The organism is Mediterraneibacter sp. HA8405 (assembly GCF_056148955.1).
In genome coordinates this window covers 2,847,137-2,863,062 of the sequence record NZ_CM148758.1, presented here as the reverse complement: position 1 = coordinate 2,863,062, position 15,926 = coordinate 2,847,137, and the positions used below count along the sequence as shown (strand labels likewise).

Sequence of the window (15,926 nt, the reverse complement as noted above, 5' to 3'; positions counted from 1 at the left end):
GAGGCAGGATAATGGATAATAGTATAAAGAAGAGATGGATTTCCCTGTATGTTGAGAATCAGGTCGGCGTTCTTTCAAAAATATCCGGCCTGTTTTCCGCAAAATCATATAATATGGACAGCCTGACCGTAGGAACCACAGAAGATCCCACCGTGTCCAGAATGACAATTGCAACGGTAAGCGACGATGAAACATTTGAACAGATCAAAAAACAGCTCAATCGGACAATTGAAGTAATCAAGGTAATTGATTTTACGGATATATTCGTAAGGATGAAAGAAATCCTCTATGTAAAAGTATTCAAATGCACTCCGGAGGACAAAGTAGAAGTTTTCCAGATCGCGGAAACATTCAAGGCAAAAGTAATCGACTACGGCAGAGACAGTGTTCTTGTAGAATTCGTTCAGACCGCAACCAAAAACGATGCTGTTGTTAAACTGATGAAAGAAGAATTCAAAACAATCGAAGTAGTCCGCGGCGGCAGCGTAGGCATTGAATCCATCAGCATGATGGAACGCTAGTCAGCTCATGCGGAGAAAAGGCCGGAACCGAGCTGGCATGAACAGACGGCCGACCGGGGAAAGCTGGCATGAGCAGACGGACGCGGACATTATATAAAAAAGCTAACTTGAAATTTTAAATTCCAGTGCAGAGTTAAATTCCACCACACTTTGTTTTTTGCCGATTTTGCAGAAGATTTTTGAGCAAAATATCCTCTTTTCTGCTATAATTAGCTCAACTCATCGAAAAATACTTGATTTCTGGGCATAGGAAACGGACCGCTGAAAAATAGTGTGCGAGACTGAATTCCACCGGTCACATCTAAAAAATGTGAAATGTTTACTTCCAGTCTGACAGCAGATTTCGATCAGTTGATTAGTGATTAAAGCGGATCAGCTTAGGTGTCAGATTTACCTCATCCGGGGCAATCGGCCTAAGCTGAAATGCGTTTAAGACCTCTCCTCCCAGCGTTTCCAATGCAACGCTGTATGGCGTTCTTCCATCCAGGCTTTCCCTGGGAGTAGAGTTGATATGGTTCACGATCAGATTGACATCCCATTGTGTGAGAAACTCAAAGCTGGTGCCTTTCGGCAGAACCATCCGGAGCATCGTGTGTGTCTGCTCCAGTCCGCCCTTCTGCCCGCTCTGCATCGGGTCACAGTAATAAATGCTGGAACGCTGTATTCCGTTTACACCGGTCTCCAAAGCATCCGGGTCACCAAATTCAGAGCCCCGGTCCGTCAGGATATATTCAAACACGGAAGCGAATTCAAAAGTTCCCATACGCTTTTCCAGACGGTCAAAAACAAGACGGACAGCGCCTTTCGTGCATCGGTTCATCAGAAAGGCGAGGAAGAGCTTCTCTTTGGTGAAAAACATAGTCAGCAAGGTCTTTTTTGATTCCCTGGACGAATGTACGGTATCCATTTGAACATAGTCTGTTAGACCGAGGGAACAAAAGTCGCGATATAACCGGTTGGTGAAGACGGCTCTGTCCGTGATCTGTGTTTTATGGCACTTCCTTGGCTTGAAATGGACCTTCCGCTTCAGATCTATGTTACGTGCCGTAAAGAGTCCCTGATCAAGATAGGAATACATCGTACGGACGGACATATCCAGTTCTGGATGGTTTGTCAGGATATGATAAGGGGACTGTCCCTGTTCGATCAGAGGGGAAACGATCAGATCCTTTTCGTGAAGTTCCCGTTTCGTCATGTTGATCCCTGTTCTGGAATCCCGAAGTGTTTCCCGATACTTCCTGTCAGCAAACCTGGCGTTATAAGAGTATTTGTGGGCGATCGTGCAGTGACTGATTTTTTTCGTACAGCCGTTGCAGACATAGGGAGCCCGGTCAAGCCTTGAGCAGCGTTCTTTTTCGAAGTCTTTGCAGGTCTGGTTACAGGTAGGACAGGATGCGCATTTGATGCCGCACAGGACAATCTTTCCGCAGGCATTTGTCTTCCTGCAGTGATAGCGGTGGGTACAGAAGTTTTTGGCATTATAGAAAGTCCCTTTATGATACCAATCCGAGAGCCGGTGAGCCCTGACTTCTTTTGAGATTGTGGTAGGGTCCTTGCACAGGAACCTGGCAATATCTTTAAAGGATGTGCCTTTGTTCAGTTCATTTTCGATATAGATACGGTCTTCGAGGGTAAGATGTTTCTGGTTACCAGGAATATATTTACTCATCATGTGCCTCCTTCTACTGCTGTCAGAAGGAGAGATAACCATACCATGAATATATGAAAGAGTAAATATCAACTGTGCAGAAGTAAACTCTACTGTCCCTTAGAGGGGTGGAATTTAAAATTTCATTTTAGGATTATATAAAAAAACAGAGCGCACTCTTGATTTTTTTTAAGGGCAGTATTATAATGGTCACCGTAAAGAGTTGTTGACCTGCGTAATGCAGAGGAATGGAGGAGACGTAATGGAGAAAAAAAATCTTGACTGGAATAATCTTGGATTTAGCTATGTTCAGACAGATAAGCGTTATGTGTCGAATTATAAAGACGGAAAATGGGATGACGGCGCTTTGATCGATGATCCGAATATTGTAATGAATGAATGTGCAGGTGTTCTCCAGTACGCTCAGACTGTATTTGAGGGAATGAAAGCCTACACGACAGAAGACGGACATATCGTAACTTTCCGTCCGGATCTTAACGCTTCCCGTATGGTGGACTCGGCAAAACGTCTGGAGATGCCGGTATTCCCGGAGGAGCGTTTTGTGGACGCGGTGGTTCAGACTGTAAAGGCGAACGCGGCATATGTTCCTCCCTACGGATCAGGCGCTACATTATATATCAGGCCTTATATGTTCGGCATCAACCCTGTAATCGGAGTAAAGCCGGCAGATGAATATCAGTTCCGTGTATTTACAACACCGGTCGGCCCCTATTTCAAAGGCGGCGTAAAACCGATTACAATCTGCGTATCGGATTTTGACCGCGCGGCGCCCCACGGAACAGGCCATATTAAAGCCGGACTGAATTATGCGATGAGCCTTCATGCAATAGTGACTGCTCACGCAAACGGATTTGATGAAAATATGTATCTGGATTCTGCTACAAGAACAAAGGTAGAAGAGACCGGAGGAGCAAACTTCCTCTTCGTTACAAAGGATAATAAGATTGTAACGCCTCATTCTTCTACAATTCTTCCTTCTATTACAAGAAGATCACTGATGTATGTGGCAGAGCATTACCTTGGTCTGGAAGTAGAAGAGAGAGATGTATACTTTGATGAAGTAAAGGATTTCGCAGAGTGCGGTCTCTGTGGAACAGCAGCTGTAATCTCTCCGGTAGGAAAGGTTGTAAATCACGGCGAGGAGATCTGCTTCCCGAGCGGAATGGAAAAGATGGGACCGACCATTCAGAAACTGTATGATACACTGACCGGTATCCAGATGGGGCATATAGAGGCTCCGGAAGGATGGATCAAAGTAATCGAGTAAAAAATATAAAAAGAATACCGGAAATAGCCATTCCGGAAAAACGGCTGCATGAGCGCACAGAATTATTTGTGAAGGTTCATGCAGCCGTTTCTGATAATGAGAAGCGTGAAGCACTGAGAGACCGCCTCTTCTGCTATAATTGAAACAATTCGGTTGCTATACTAAAGTAAATCAGAATTGAAAAGGTATCTACAAGTGTTGTGATCAGCGGAGATGCCATCAGCGCCGGGTCCAGGCGGCATTTTTCCGCGAACAGAGGAAGCATGCAGCCGATCAGCTTGGAAATAATGACCGTAGCAATCAGAGACAGCGCAATAACCAGAGCCAGTCGGGGATCCTGATAGGTAATCAGAATACGGATCCCATTGGTAACGGCGAGAACGCTTCCGCAGATCACAGAAACACGGAATTCTTTAAATATAACCCGGAACAGATCCCGGAAATGAATCTCATCCAGGGCAAGTCCGCGGATAATCAGTGTAGCGCTCTGGGAACCGCAGTTTCCGCCGGTATCCATCAGCATGGGAATAAAGGACACAAGAAGCGGAATTGCCGCGAAGGCATTCTCATATTTTGTGATAATCGTTCCTGTAATAATTGATGTAAACATGAGCACAAGCAGCCATGGAATTCTGCTTTTGGCATGGGCCAGTACGGAGGTGGCAAAATACGGCTTCTCGCTGGGATTAATGGCCGCCATCTTCGTGATATCTTCTGTGGCTTCCTCTACCATGACGTCCATTGCGTCATCGAAGGTAACAATACCTACCATATGATCGTCTTCATCCAGAACAGGAAGGGCAATCAGATCATATTTGGTAAACAGACGGGCAACCTCTTCTTTATCCGTATGTGTTTTTACGGAAATAATCTCGGTTTCCATCAGGGTTTCAATCAGCATGTTGTCATCTTCCGTCATCAGTTCTTTGGCGGATACTGTACCAATCAGTTTTTTGCGTTCTGTCACATAACAGGTGTAAATTGTTTCCTTATGGATGCCGGTTTCCTTAATATGTGCCATGGACTGTTTTACTGTCATGCTTTTCCTCAGATCTACATATTCAGTTGTCATTATGCTGCCTGCGCTGTCGTCGGGATAGTTCAGCAGCTCATTGATTTTCATACGGTCTTCTGCAGATACGGTATCCAGTATCCGGGTAACCAGATTGGCCGGAAGTTCTTCCAGCATATCTACAGTATCATCCATATACAGATCATCCACCAGCTCCTTCAGCTCTTTTTCCGTAAAAATCTGTACAAGATATGTCTGCATGGACGCATCCATATTGGAAAATACTTCTGCCGCCTTATCCTTTGGAATCAGACGGAACGCAAGAGCCAGGGATTTGTCATCCAGTTCGGAGAGCAGCAAGGCTATGTCCACTTCGTTCATTACGTCCAGAATACTTCTTACTGCTTTGAACTGCCGCTGCTCCAGAAGTTTTGTAAAAATATCTCTGTTCATAAGTATTACCTCTCTTTATAAAATTTTTGATTGTTAGGCTGCACAAGTGACAACCGGCACCAGAGTCCATAACCTCACCTCCTTTTTGAGGGATATTTCCCTGTAAGCTTTTTGCATTTGATTATTTCGGCACAGTGTTTCCGAGACATTTACGCCGGAGAAACTTTTTGTTCCGCGCATAATAAAAGGCCCCGTCACTGCCTGAACAATGACGGAACCGCATAGAAATCTGCTGACATTTTGTGGGCTTTACATCGTCCAAGCTTTAGTATCACAGGGCATATCAACTGCATTAGGATGCGCCTTCACGACGCTTCCTGCTGACCAGCGCATTGTGTCTCCACAATCTTGCGGCAGCAGTCTTCGGGAAATTCCCAATCCCTGTGGTAACCTCACCTACCGAAATTATCTCATTTTCTTTGTCTATTGTAGCTTTTGTACGGGAAACTGTCAAGGAAAATATGACCTATATCTGTTATGCATTTAATGAAGACAGACACAAAAGCCCAGAGCGCAGGAAAAGGTGAAATTTCCAGCAGAATCTGCTATAATTATAGAAGCCTTTTCTGGCGGGATTTTCAGCATGGCCTGAATGCTTTCCGGACAGAATAAAGGAAAATGCATATAGAAAAGAGGAAGAAAAATGGAATATAAGATTACAGGCTACAAGCCGCAAAAATTATTTCAATTTTTTGAGGAGATCAGCGCAATTCCAAGAGGTTCCGGAAATGAGAAGGGAATCAGTGATTATCTTGTAAAATTTGCCGGTGACAGAGGTCTTTGGGTACATCAGGATGATGCATATAATGTAATAATAAAAAAGGGCGGCAGCAAAGGCGCGGAAGATAAACCTGCAGTTATGCTTCAGGGCCATATCGACATGGTATGCGAAAAGGTTGCCGGAGTGGAACATGATTTCGAGAAAGATGGTATTGATCTGATCGTAAAAGACGGGGTTCTTACGGCAGACGGAACAACACTTGGCGCGGACAATGGAGTTGCAGTGGCTCTGATGCTGATGGTTCTGGATGATGAGGATATTAAGCATCCGCCGGTAGAGTGCGTATTTACAACAGAAGAGGAAGTGGGATTAAACGGAGCGAAAGCTCTCGACAAGTCTCTGATCAGCGCAAGGACTATGATTAATATGGATTCGGAGGATGAAGGCATTGCTACAGTGAGCTGCGCCGGAGGCCTGAGAGTGGAGTGTGTGCGTCCGATCAGAAGAGAGACTGCGGAAGGAACCCTGATTCAGATTGAGATATCCGGTCTGCTGGGCGGACATTCCGGAATGGATATCAATAAAGAGCGGCAGAATGCAAATATTCTGATGGGCAGAATGCTTCACAGCCTGATGAAAGAGACGGATGGAAAACTGGTCAATGTGGCAGGCGGAAGCAAGGATAATGCCATCCCGAGAGAGTGTATGGCTTCTTTGCTTTATACAGAGGCTTCTGAAGCTGAAAAGGCAGAAGAGCTTTCCTGCAGACTTGCGGAAACATTTGCGGAGGAGCTTTCCTCAGACGAGCCGGATTTCTCCTGCGAGACGTCAGTGGAAGAAGGCGCATCAGCAGATGTCCTTTCTGACGAAGACGCAAAGGCTGTTGTCAGAGCATTGTATCTGGCGCCGAACGGAGTGCAGAAGAGAAACCTTAAAATGGACGGTTTTGTGGTAACCTCTATGAATATGGGAGTGATCCGCACAGAAGAAAATGAGGCGAAGCTTGTATTTGCTCCGCGTTCTTCAGTTGCCACCCTGCAGGAAGAGATGAAGGAACGTCTGCGTCTGTTTGGAGAAGTGTTCGGATTTGAAACTTCATTCAGCGGAGAATATCCGGGATGGAGCTATAAAGAAGAATCTCCGGTACGCCAGGTGCTTCAGGAGAGCTACAGAGAATTGTTCGGAGAAGAACTGAAGGTTGAGGCAATCCATGCAGGACTGGAATGCGGACTGTTTTCTGACGCACTGCCGGGACTGGATGCCATCGCCGTGGGCCCCACACTGAAAGATGTGCATACGCCGGATGAGAGCCTGCCGCTGGATTCCTTTGAGCGGTTTTACCGCTTCCTGAAAGATGCACTGAGACGACTGGCAGAACAATAATCAGGTCTGGCGGGGCAGAAGACGGGGAATGCAGATCAGAGGCAGATATGTCGCTGCAATGAAAATAAATGTGAAAAAAGAAAGAGACAGTTCCACGGAATTCCAGAATTTTAAAAGTCGGGATTTTTATGGGAATGTCTCTTTCTTATATTTTAGGGATAAATCAGTGCCGGCAGATGTTTCCGGCTATTTCAGCCGGTACACCGTACGGTTCCCCTCTTTATTTTCTGTAATCATTTTTTGCCGTACCATATAGGGCAGGATGGAATTCAGAAATTCTTTCGGGTCTGTTACGGCAATCTGCTGCCGGCTGAAGGGCTGCTTCGCGGTCAGATCTTTTACGAAAGGCTCCAGCTCTTTTAAGGTCAGTCCGCTTTTTTTGCGGAGTGCTTTTTTGACTTTTGAGACTCCTTTTGCTGCAAGCAGGTTGGAAAGGTCCTGATTCTGACGGACTGAACGCCACAATCCCCAGGCATAAATGATCATAGTGGCAAGTGCAAAAAGAAGAATATAAGGAATGTATTTCAGCATTATTTCTGCTTCTCCCCCTTCCAGTGAATCATATGATTGTCGTGCATAATCTCGAGAAATTTAATCAGGCGGGACAGCGCCTTTTCCATTTTCGGAAAATGTGCCTCCATTTCTTTGGAGATCTGGTGTACATCTTTTGCTCCGTCGATTGCCGTCCAAACAAATGTGCCGGTTTCGTCCAGAGTAATATCGCTGACCCTGGGGCGGTGGAAGAACCGTTGGGCGATTCTGTGGTAAAAGCCGTTCCATTCGATAAGGAGAACTGCTTTTCCATCTTCGTTTATGTGAGATTCAATATCCGGATTTTTTACCGGAATATAATCCAAATAATTCTGCCGGTTGTTCTTTTTCATTTTCTGATTTCTCCTTTTTACATCAATGCCAAAATACAGCGCCGGATATGGCGGAGGGACTGCGGTGTACAGCAGCTTTTCCGCGCACTCCGGCGCTGCGGAATATTATTTATTCTTCTTCATGCACAGTTTGAACAGGCCGAAGAGAAGTACAACAAAGATAATAAGGCTTCCGATCTGCGGAAGGGCGAATGGAAGCTGGATTTTTCCATCCACACCGGCAACAGCCAGAACAGCCAGAAGGATACCCATGATACCTTCTCCGGCGATCAGTCCGGAAGTAAAGAGTACGCCACGGTCCGCGCGCTCTTTCTTTTCTTCGTCAGATCCTTTGACGCGCTCTACGATCCAGCGGACAGCGCCGCCGGCCATAATGCCCGCGCTTAAGCTGAATGGCAGATACATACCTACAGCAAAAGGCATAACCGGAACCTGAAGAATCTCAACAACAATGGCGATACATACTCCGATCAGGATAAGTGCCCACGGAAGGTTTGCATCCATAATACCTTCGACGAGCATCTTCATCATTGTTGCCTGCGCAGCCGGGATCTGGTCTGTGCCGTATCCCCATGCTTCATTCAGCAGGTAGAGCACACCGCCGATAGCAGCAGCTGAGACAACAACGCCGATCATTTCACCGATCTGCTGTTTCTTCGGTGTAGCGCCTACGATAAATCCGGTCTTTAAGTCCTGTGAAGTATCGCCTGCAATTGCGGCAATGATACAGATTACACCGCCGATAGCGATGGCTCCGATCATACCTGTTGTGCCGTCTGTACCTGTAACTTTCAGAAGTACTGTGGCAATAATGATAGTTGCAATTGCCATACCGGATACCGGGTTGTTTGAAGATCCGATCAGACCTACCATTCGTGAGGATACTGACGCAAAGAAGAATCCGAAGATTACAATGATCAGTGATCCGATGGGGTTAACCGGGAAAGTAGGAATCAGCCAGATCAGGATAACAATAGCTGCGATCAGGATCAGCAGCACTGACATGGGAAGGTCCTGCTGTGTACGCAGAACACTCTTGTTCTGGTGCTTTTTTCCCATGCTGGACATGGCCTGCTTGAAGGTACGGACAATCAGAGGAAATGTCTTGATCAGGCTGATTACACCGCCGGCCGCCACTGCTCCGGCTCCGATGTATTTGATATAATTTGTCCACAGACCGCCCGGTCCCTGCTCAGGATCTGCCAGGATTGCGGAGATTGTCTCTGTACCCGGATAGATCGTTGCATCAGCTCCAAACAGAGCAATAGCAGGCATGAGGACAAACCAGCTCAGAGCGCCTCCGGCCAGCATATAGCTGGAGATTTTCGGTCCGCAGATAAATCCGACACCGGCCAGTGAAGGCAGTACCTGGATACCGATCTGGGAACCGGCATAACCTTTGAATGCGTATCCGATTTCACTGGGGAACAGTTTCAGTCCGTCTGCAACAAGCTTATAAAATGCGGCAATACCCAGACCGGAGAATACGGCGCCGGCTTTGCTGCCGCCTTCTTCTCCTGCCAGAAGAACTTCCGCGCAGGCAGTTCCTTCCGGGAACGGAAGTGTTCCGTGTTCCTCCACGATCAGCGCCTGACGGAGAGGTACCATAAAGCATACGCCAAGGATACCACCGAACAGCGCGATCAGGAAGATTGTTAAAATGCTGGGGTAGGCCATTTTCCCCTCTTTGGCCCACAGAAACAGCGCGGGCAGCGTAAAGATGGCTCCCGCTGCGAGAGACTCACCGGCGGAACCGATGGTCTGTACCAGGTTGTTCTCAAGGATGGAATCCCTGCGGAGAATGATACGGATGATTCCCATCGAAATAACAGCTGCAGGAATCGAAGCAGATACCGTCATGCCGACCAGAAGCCCCAGATATGCGTTGGCAGCGCCGAACACAACCGCAAGGATTATACCAATGAGAACAGAAGTTACCGTAAATTCCGGAACAATTTTATTTGCCGGAATATACGGTTTGAACTCATTTTTGTTGTCCATGATGTTCATTCCTTTCTACATTTTTAACGACTTCTTAACATAGTCCAGACTATTATAGCACTATGGCGTGCTAAAGGGAAGAAGAAATTTATGGCGAAAGGTTACGGACATTCCGATATGTCCGCTGCAGGACGCATTTTTGCGATACCGGCATTGCCAACAGGGGGGCTTTCAATGACAGATGCCTGCTGCCTGGCGGGAGAGGGAATAAAAATGGTTTATTATGCAGTTTTTACAGTTTATATTCCATAATATAATCGTCCATAATAAAGCCTCCGCCGATATCCGCTTCCTGGGTGTCTGTTGTCTCAAACCCAAGGTGGCGGTACACAGCCAGACTGCCGTCATTATGTTTATTGCATGTCAGCCAGATGGCGGAATAGCCTCTTTCTTTGCAGAGTACTTTTAAAAATTCAAATACTCTGGTTGCCAGATGGCGGCCCCTGAATTCTTTCCTTATATAAAGTTTGCTCAGAAACAGTTTCCCGCCTTCCGGATGGATGCCACAGTAGCCGCAAAATTCTCCGTCATCGAAAAACTGATAATATTCATATCCGTCCTGAATCTGCTGAGTCAGAGCCGGATAGGACTGGAATTTATCTACCATATAGGCAACCTGTTTTTCTCCGATAATCGGAGTGAAATGTTCTGCCCATATCACTGCGGCCAGATCGGCTATGGCCTGTACCTGGCTGTCCTCAGCTGCTTTCTGTATCTGTAATTGAGTTTCCATAATCTGTTACTTCCTTTCTCTGAATTTTTCTGTACACCCTTTATTTTATGATAAAACCACGCCCGCAAGAAAGCGTCTCTAAGGATACAGGCGGTGTCCGCAGAAATATTATACATCTTTTTCAAGTGAAAGTGTGGGAAAATCAAGGCTTGAAGCAGACGCAGAATATAAGATATTATATAGAAAAAGAAAGCGCGTCAGATCAGATGACGGCGGACAGGAGAGAAATATGTTAGAAAAATTAAAACAGGATGTTTGTAACGTAGCAAAACGTGCGCAGCAGGATGGACTTTGTAAACATAAATCAGGCAATTTCAGTACAAGAGATCCTGAAAGCGGCTGTGTGGTGATTACTCCCACCGGTGTCGACCGTGATCTGCTGACGCCGGATGATATGATCGTTATGGATATGAATGCAGATGTAATCGAAAATCTTTCGGGCCTCAGACCGACCAGTGAAGCGCTGATGCACCTGATGATTTACCGTCAGAGACCGGACGCTGCGGCTGTTGTCCACACTCATTCGCTTTATGCGACAGCATGCGCGGTTCTGAATAAACCTATTCCGGCTATTGTATATGAGATAGAACATCTGGGCGTTACAAAGGCAAGGATTCCGGTTGCCCCGTACGGACGTCCGGGGACGGCAGAGCTGGCAGACAGTGTAGTCGACAGCTGCAGAGAGGCAGACTGTTTCCTCCTTGAAAAACACGGCGCAGTAGCTTTGGACAGCCGGAATATCTATGAAGCTTTTCTGAAGGCAGCGTATGTGGAAGAGCTGGCAGAACTTTATCATCATGTTCTGACTATGAACGACTGGCGGGAGCCGGCATCCTTTACCCAGGACGAGCTTCAGAAATGGAAATATCCGTCTGAAATTAAGCTTTAAAATAGGTATTCCGGGAAATTATCAGCACTCACACCGCAAGAGTGCTGATTTTTTATTGACTTTTGGAAATTGCTGTATTAGAATATAGACTGGATGCAGAAAACAGCCTCTTTCGGACAGATAAAGTGCTTTCAGACAGCACAGTGTGTTTACGGAGGAGACTGATATGGATATTTAATTCAAAGGAGTGTTGGATATGGAAGCAAAAAAAGGCAACTTATCTATTGACAGCGAGAATATATTTCCGATTATAAAGAAATGGGTATATTCCGATCACGATATTTTCGTCCGGGAATTGATTTCCAACGGATGTGACGCAATTACAAAGCTGAAAAAGCTGGATATGATGGGTGAATATGAACTTCCGGAAGGATATAAACCAAAGATCGAAGTTATAGTAAATCCGGAAGAGAAGACCATGAAGTTTATCGATAACGGTCTTGGAATGACAGCGGATGAAGTAGAGGAGTATATTACACAGATCGCTTTTTCCGGCGCAACCCAGTTCCTGGAAAAATATAAAGACAAGACAACAGAGGACGATATGATCGGTCATTTCGGCCTGGGATTTTATTCCGCATTTATGGTTGCAGATGAGGTGCATATTGATACTCTTTCCTATAAAGAAGGCATGGCTCCGGTGCACTGGGCAAGCCAGGGCGGAACAGAATATGAGATGCAGGACGGAAACAAGACAACTGTCGGTACAGAGATTACACTTTTCCTGAATGAAGACAGTCTTGCTTTCGCAAATGAATACCGCGCAAGAGAAGTCCTTGAGAAATACTGTTCCTTTATGCCGGTAGAAATTTTCCTTTCAAAAGCCAACGCAGAGAAAGAATATGAGACCATTGATGAATCCGAGCTCCTGGATACAGATGAAGTAGTTGAGCATATTACGGAGGAGCCGAAAGAAGGTGAAGAAGGGGAACCGAAAAAGAAAGTTAAAATTGTAAAACGTCCGGTTTCCATCAGTGACACACATCCGCTCTGGGCAAAGAATCCCAGTGAATGCACGAAAGACGAATACATTGCCTTCTACCGCAAGGTATTTATGGACTACAAAGAGCCACTGTTCTGGATCCACCTGAATATGGACTATCCGTTTAATCTGAAAGGGATCCTTTATTTCCCGAAGATTAACACGGAGTATGATTCCATTGAGGGAACGATCAAACTGTACAATAACCAGGTGTTTATTGCGGACAATATTAAAGAAGTAATTCCGGAGTTCCTTATGGTATTAAAAGGTGTGATCGATTGCCCGGATCTGCCGCTGAATGTATCAAGAAGCGCACTTCAGAACGACGGATTTGTAAATAAAGTAGCAGATTATATTTCCAAAAAAGTAGCGGATAAGCTGACCGGAATGTTCAAAACAGACCGGGAGAATTATGAAAAATACTGGGACGATATCAGTCCGTTTATCAAATTCGGCTGCCTGAAGGATGAAAAATTCGGCGAGAAGATGAAAGACTCCATGCTCTATAAGAATCTGGAACACAAATATCTGACCCTCGAAGATGTTATTAATGAAAATGCTCCGGCAAAAGAAGAAAAGGCTCAGGACGGAGAATCAGAAGCAGCTGACAGCCAGGATACAGAAAACCTGAATACAGATACCGCGGATACGGACACAGCCGATTCTTCCTCTGCAGATACACAGACAGACGAGGAAAAGAAAGAAGAAGAAAAGACAAGGATCTACTATGTGACAGACGAAATTCAGCAGAGCCAGTATATCAATATGTTCAAGGCTCAGGGCCAGGATGCGATTATTCTGTCACACAACATTGACGCTGCATTTGTCACATATCTGGAAGAGAAACATTCGGATATCCAGTTCCTGCGAATTGATGCGGATGTGCATGATTCTCTGAAGGATGAGGTGGCAGAGGATGAAAAAGAATCCTTCCAGAAAACGGCAGACAGCCTTGTTGAGATATTCAGAAAAGAGCTCAATGATGACAAGCTGGATGTAAAAGTTGAGAAGCTGAAAGACGATAAAGTAGCTTCTATGGCTGTATTGTCCGAGCACAGCAGGCGTATGAGCGAAATGATGAAAATGTATGGCATGACCGGCATGGATCCGTCAATGTACGGCGGCCAGGTAACTCTGGTGCTCAATGCGAACCATCCGCTGGTTCAGTTTGTGACAGAGCACAAACGCAGCAAAAATGTGCCGATCATCTGTAAACAGCTCTATGATCTCGCCATGCTGGCGCATAAGCCGCTCAATCCGGACGAAATGACAGCATTTGTACAGAGAAGCAATGAGATCATGATGCTTCTGACAAAATAAAACCGGAAATCCCGGAAAATATTCAGGATATTCTGGATAGAATGGGACGGAGACGCAGGGTGCGGGAACCTGTCTCCGTTCCGGAATTGAAGAAAAAATAAAGGCCTCAGGATCTGATTAAAAGCAGAGCCAGAGATGAAAAAATCGCTTCGCTCAGACAATTTCATCTCTGACTCTAACATCAGCTTCTGAGGCCTTTGTTTTTTCTAACAATTCCTCCAAGTCACCAGGTTCCCGCACCCTGCGTCTGCGATCCGAACGCAAGTGTGTCCTCCGGCACCACACCGGTCTCTCCCGGCGTCCCTCCTCGAGCACACAAATCCGAATTTTAATGTTATTTTGCGGAAAATGTGTTACACTTTTGTGTACGGGGATTTACAGGAGGAGATATAAGTGGAAGCGTATACGAGTTTTGCATCAGTTTATGATACGTTTATGGATAATGTACCCTACAGCGAATGGGCACAATATATACGGGGCCTGCTTCTGGAATCCGGCACAGAGGACGGGATTGTTCTGGACCTGGGGTGCGGGACAGGCTCGCTTACGGAGCTTCTGGCCGGTTATGGATATGATATGATCGGCGTAGACAATTCAGAGGATATGCTGGAGCTGGCAATGGAAAAGCGGCTGAAGTCCGGGCATGATATTCTGTATCTTCTTCAGGATATGCGGGAATTTGAATTGTACGGCACCGTCCGGGCAGTGGTGAGCGTCTGTGATTCTTTAAATTACATTACGGATCCGGAAGATCTTGTACAGGTATTCCGCCTGGTCAATAATTATCTTGATCCCGGCGGGGTGTTTATTTTTGATTTTAATACAGACTATAAATACAGGAAGATTCTCGGGGACTGCACGATTGCGGAAGACAGAGGAACATGCAGTTTTATCTGGGACAACTATTATTATGAAGAAGAACACATCAATGAATATGATCTGACGCTCTATATACAGGACGAGGAGTATTCATCGGAAGGGAGGGAACTTTTCCGGAAGTATCAGGAAACCCATTATCAAAGAGGGTATACTCTTGAAGAGATCCGGGAACTGCTTGCCCGTTCCGGACTGGTTTTCGAACAGGCCTATGACGCCTTTACCCGCGAGCCGCCCACAGAAAAAAGCGAAAGAATCTGTGTAATCGCGGCAGAATCCGGAAAAAGCAGAAAAGAGGATAAATAAAAAGGACATATAAGGAGAATAAAAATGAATGATTCAATCATAAGAGCCACGGCAGCCGGCGCGCAGATCCGCGCATTTGCCGCAGTAACCACAAATCTGGTGGAGGAAGCACGCCAGCGACATAATACCAGCCCTGTAGCAACAGCTGCGCTGGGCCGTCTTATGACCGGAGCTGTAATGATGGGAAGCATGATGAAAAACCCGGAGGATATACTGACGGTTCAGATCAAGTGCTCCGGACCCATCGGCGGCCTGACTGTTACGGCAGACAGCCAGGGCGGCGTAAAAGGATATGCATACAATCCGGACGTTATGCTGCCGCCGAAGAACGGTAAGCTGGATGTGGGCGGAGCTCTGGGACAGGGTGTGCTGACCGTAATCCGGGATATGGGCATGAAAGAACCTTATTCCGGGCAGACCATTCTTCAGACCGGAGAAATTGCGGAAGACCTGACCTATTATTTTGCTACGTCAGAGCAGATCCCTTCTTCGGTAGGACTGGGTGTTCTGATGGAAGGGGACAATACAGTCCGCTGTGCAGGAGGATTCATTGTACAGGTGATGCCTTTTGTGGAAGATAAAGTGCTGGATAAGCTGGAAGAAAATATCGGTAAGATCCGCCCTGTAACAGCGATGCTGGATAACGGGCATACGCCGGAAGAAATGCTGCGGGAAGTGCTGGAAGGCCTGGATGTGGAGATTACCGACACTCTTCCGGCCGGATTCACCTGCAATTGTTCAAAACAGAGAATAGAAAAAGCCATTATCAGCATCGGGAAGAAAGAAATTCAGTCTTTGATCGACGAAGGAAAAGACATTGAGGTAAAATGTCATTTCTGTAACACAGCATACAGCTACAGTGTTGATGAGCTGAAAGAACTGTTGAAAAAGAGCAGATAAAGTCAGGGA

The 15,926-nt window shown here is 46.0% G+C and carries 13 protein-coding genes and 1 riboswitch; of the genes, 7 read left to right on the top strand and 6 right to left on the bottom strand.

The genetic code is table 11. The annotated features are described in order from the left end of the window. The first annotated feature begins 11 nt into the window (after window positions 1-11). A complete protein-coding gene (gene ilvN, locus AC0QUU_RS13315) occupies window positions 12-521 on the top strand; it encodes an acetolactate synthase small subunit (protein WP_474543380.1) in 510 nt (169 codons plus the stop codon). A 355-nt stretch (window positions 522-876) separates the two neighbouring features. Here the strand turns inward: ilvN and AC0QUU_RS13310 are convergent, their stop codons facing one another. After that, on the bottom strand, window positions 877-2,190 hold the full coding sequence (locus AC0QUU_RS13310; protein WP_087210550.1) for an IS30 family transposase: 1,314 nt from the start codon (window positions 2,188-2,190) through the stop codon (window positions 877-879). 241 nt (window positions 2,191-2,431) lie between these two features. On the opposite strand from AC0QUU_RS13310, the gene AC0QUU_RS13305 reads away from it, so the two are divergent. After that, on the top strand, window positions 2,432-3,457 hold the full coding sequence (locus AC0QUU_RS13305; RefSeq protein WP_474543379.1) for a branched-chain amino acid aminotransferase: 1,026 nt from the start codon (window positions 2,432-2,434) through the stop codon (window positions 3,455-3,457). Between the two features lie 133 nt (window positions 3,458-3,590). Here AC0QUU_RS13305 and mgtE read toward each other — a convergent pair whose 3' ends face one another. After that, the gene (gene mgtE, locus AC0QUU_RS13300) at window positions 3,591-4,922 is read right to left on the bottom strand and encodes a magnesium transporter (protein ID WP_474543378.1); all 1,332 of its coding nucleotides are present in this window, start codon (window positions 4,920-4,922) and stop codon (window positions 3,591-3,593) included. 243 nt (window positions 4,923-5,165) lie between these two features. Beyond that, window positions 5,166-5,333, bottom strand: a riboswitch (M-box (ykoK) riboswitch). A 232-nt stretch (window positions 5,334-5,565) separates the two neighbouring features. Here mgtE and AC0QUU_RS13295 point away from each other — a divergent pair. Next, complete coding sequence (locus tag AC0QUU_RS13295; protein WP_474543377.1) at window positions 5,566-7,026, top strand: aminoacyl-histidine dipeptidase; 1,461 nt, start codon at window positions 5,566-5,568, stop codon at window positions 7,024-7,026. Window positions 7,027-7,212: 186 nt separating this feature from the next. On the opposite strand, the gene AC0QUU_RS13290 is transcribed toward AC0QUU_RS13295, so the two are convergent. The 4 genes from AC0QUU_RS13290 to AC0QUU_RS13275 form a co-directional block, all read right to left on the bottom strand. Next, window positions 7,213-7,557 (bottom strand): hypothetical protein, encoded by a 345-nt coding sequence (locus tag AC0QUU_RS13290; protein WP_474543376.1) that lies wholly within the window; start codon window positions 7,555-7,557, stop codon window positions 7,213-7,215. Further along, window positions 7,557-7,910: a PqqD family protein gene (locus AC0QUU_RS13285; protein WP_474543375.1), complete on the bottom strand. Its 354-nt coding sequence runs from the start codon at window positions 7,908-7,910 to the stop codon at window positions 7,557-7,559. Before AC0QUU_RS13285 ends, AC0QUU_RS13290 begins: the two co-directional genes overlap by 1 nt. A 105-nt stretch (window positions 7,911-8,015) precedes the next feature. Continuing rightward, complete coding sequence (locus AC0QUU_RS13280) at window positions 8,016-9,911, bottom strand: OPT family oligopeptide transporter (RefSeq protein WP_474543374.1); 1,896 nt, start codon at window positions 9,909-9,911, stop codon at window positions 8,016-8,018. 232 nt (window positions 9,912-10,143) lie between these two features. Beyond that, window positions 10,144-10,644: a GNAT family N-acetyltransferase gene (locus AC0QUU_RS13275; protein ID WP_474543373.1), complete on the bottom strand. Its 501-nt coding sequence runs from the start codon at window positions 10,642-10,644 to the stop codon at window positions 10,144-10,146. Window positions 10,645-10,873: 229 nt separating this feature from the next. Here AC0QUU_RS13275 and AC0QUU_RS13270 point away from each other — a divergent pair, with 229 nt between their 5' ends. The 4 genes from AC0QUU_RS13270 (at window position 10,874) to hslO (ending at window position 15,917) form a co-directional block, all read left to right on the top strand. Beyond that, window positions 10,874-11,533, top strand: a complete 660-nt coding sequence (locus AC0QUU_RS13270; protein ID WP_474543372.1) for a class II aldolase/adducin family protein — start codon at window positions 10,874-10,876, stop codon at window positions 11,531-11,533. 196 nt (window positions 11,534-11,729) lie between these two features. Further along, window positions 11,730-13,835, top strand: coding sequence for a molecular chaperone HtpG (gene htpG / locus AC0QUU_RS13265; RefSeq protein ID WP_474543371.1), 2,106 nt, complete (start codon window positions 11,730-11,732; stop codon window positions 13,833-13,835). A 393-nt stretch (window positions 13,836-14,228) separates the two neighbouring features. Further along, window positions 14,229-15,017: a class I SAM-dependent DNA methyltransferase gene (locus AC0QUU_RS13260; RefSeq protein ID WP_474543370.1), complete on the top strand. Its 789-nt coding sequence runs from the start codon at window positions 14,229-14,231 to the stop codon at window positions 15,015-15,017. Window positions 15,018-15,041: 24 nt separating this feature from the next. Then, window positions 15,042-15,917, top strand: coding sequence for an Hsp33 family molecular chaperone HslO (gene hslO, locus AC0QUU_RS13255; RefSeq protein WP_474543369.1), 876 nt, complete (start codon window positions 15,042-15,044; stop codon window positions 15,915-15,917). The last annotated feature ends 9 nt before the right edge of the window (window positions 15,918-15,926 follow it).

Excerpts from the sequence above, each read along its gene's own strand:
- ilvN (WP_474543380.1), top strand. The coding sequence starts at position 12 with ATGGATAATAGTATAAAGAAGAGATGGATTTCCCTGTATGTTGAGAAT.
- AC0QUU_RS13310 (WP_087210550.1), bottom strand. The coding sequence starts at position 2,190 with ATGAGTAAATATATTCCTGGTAACCAGAAACATCTTACCCTCGAAGAC.
- AC0QUU_RS13305 (WP_474543379.1), top strand. The coding sequence starts at position 2,432 with ATGGAGAAAAAAAATCTTGACTGGAATAATCTTGGATTTAGCTATGTT.
- mgtE (WP_474543378.1), bottom strand. The coding sequence starts at position 4,922 with ATGAACAGAGATATTTTTACAAAACTTCTGGAGCAGCGGCAGTTCAAA.
- AC0QUU_RS13295 (WP_474543377.1), top strand. The coding sequence starts at position 5,566 with ATGGAATATAAGATTACAGGCTACAAGCCGCAAAAATTATTTCAATTT.
- AC0QUU_RS13290 (WP_474543376.1), bottom strand. The coding sequence starts at position 7,557 with ATGCTGAAATACATTCCTTATATTCTTCTTTTTGCACTTGCCACTATG.
- AC0QUU_RS13285 (WP_474543375.1), bottom strand. The coding sequence starts at position 7,910 with ATGAAAAAGAACAACCGGCAGAATTATTTGGATTATATTCCGGTAAAA.
- AC0QUU_RS13280 (WP_474543374.1), bottom strand. The coding sequence starts at position 9,911 with ATGGACAACAAAAATGAGTTCAAACCGTATATTCCGGCAAATAAAATT.
- AC0QUU_RS13275 (WP_474543373.1), bottom strand. The coding sequence starts at position 10,644 with ATGGAAACTCAATTACAGATACAGAAAGCAGCTGAGGACAGCCAGGTA.
- AC0QUU_RS13270 (WP_474543372.1), top strand. The coding sequence starts at position 10,874 with ATGTTAGAAAAATTAAAACAGGATGTTTGTAACGTAGCAAAACGTGCG.
- htpG (WP_474543371.1), top strand. The coding sequence starts at position 11,730 with ATGGAAGCAAAAAAAGGCAACTTATCTATTGACAGCGAGAATATATTT.
- hslO (WP_474543369.1), top strand. The coding sequence starts at position 15,042 with ATGAATGATTCAATCATAAGAGCCACGGCAGCCGGCGCGCAGATCCGC.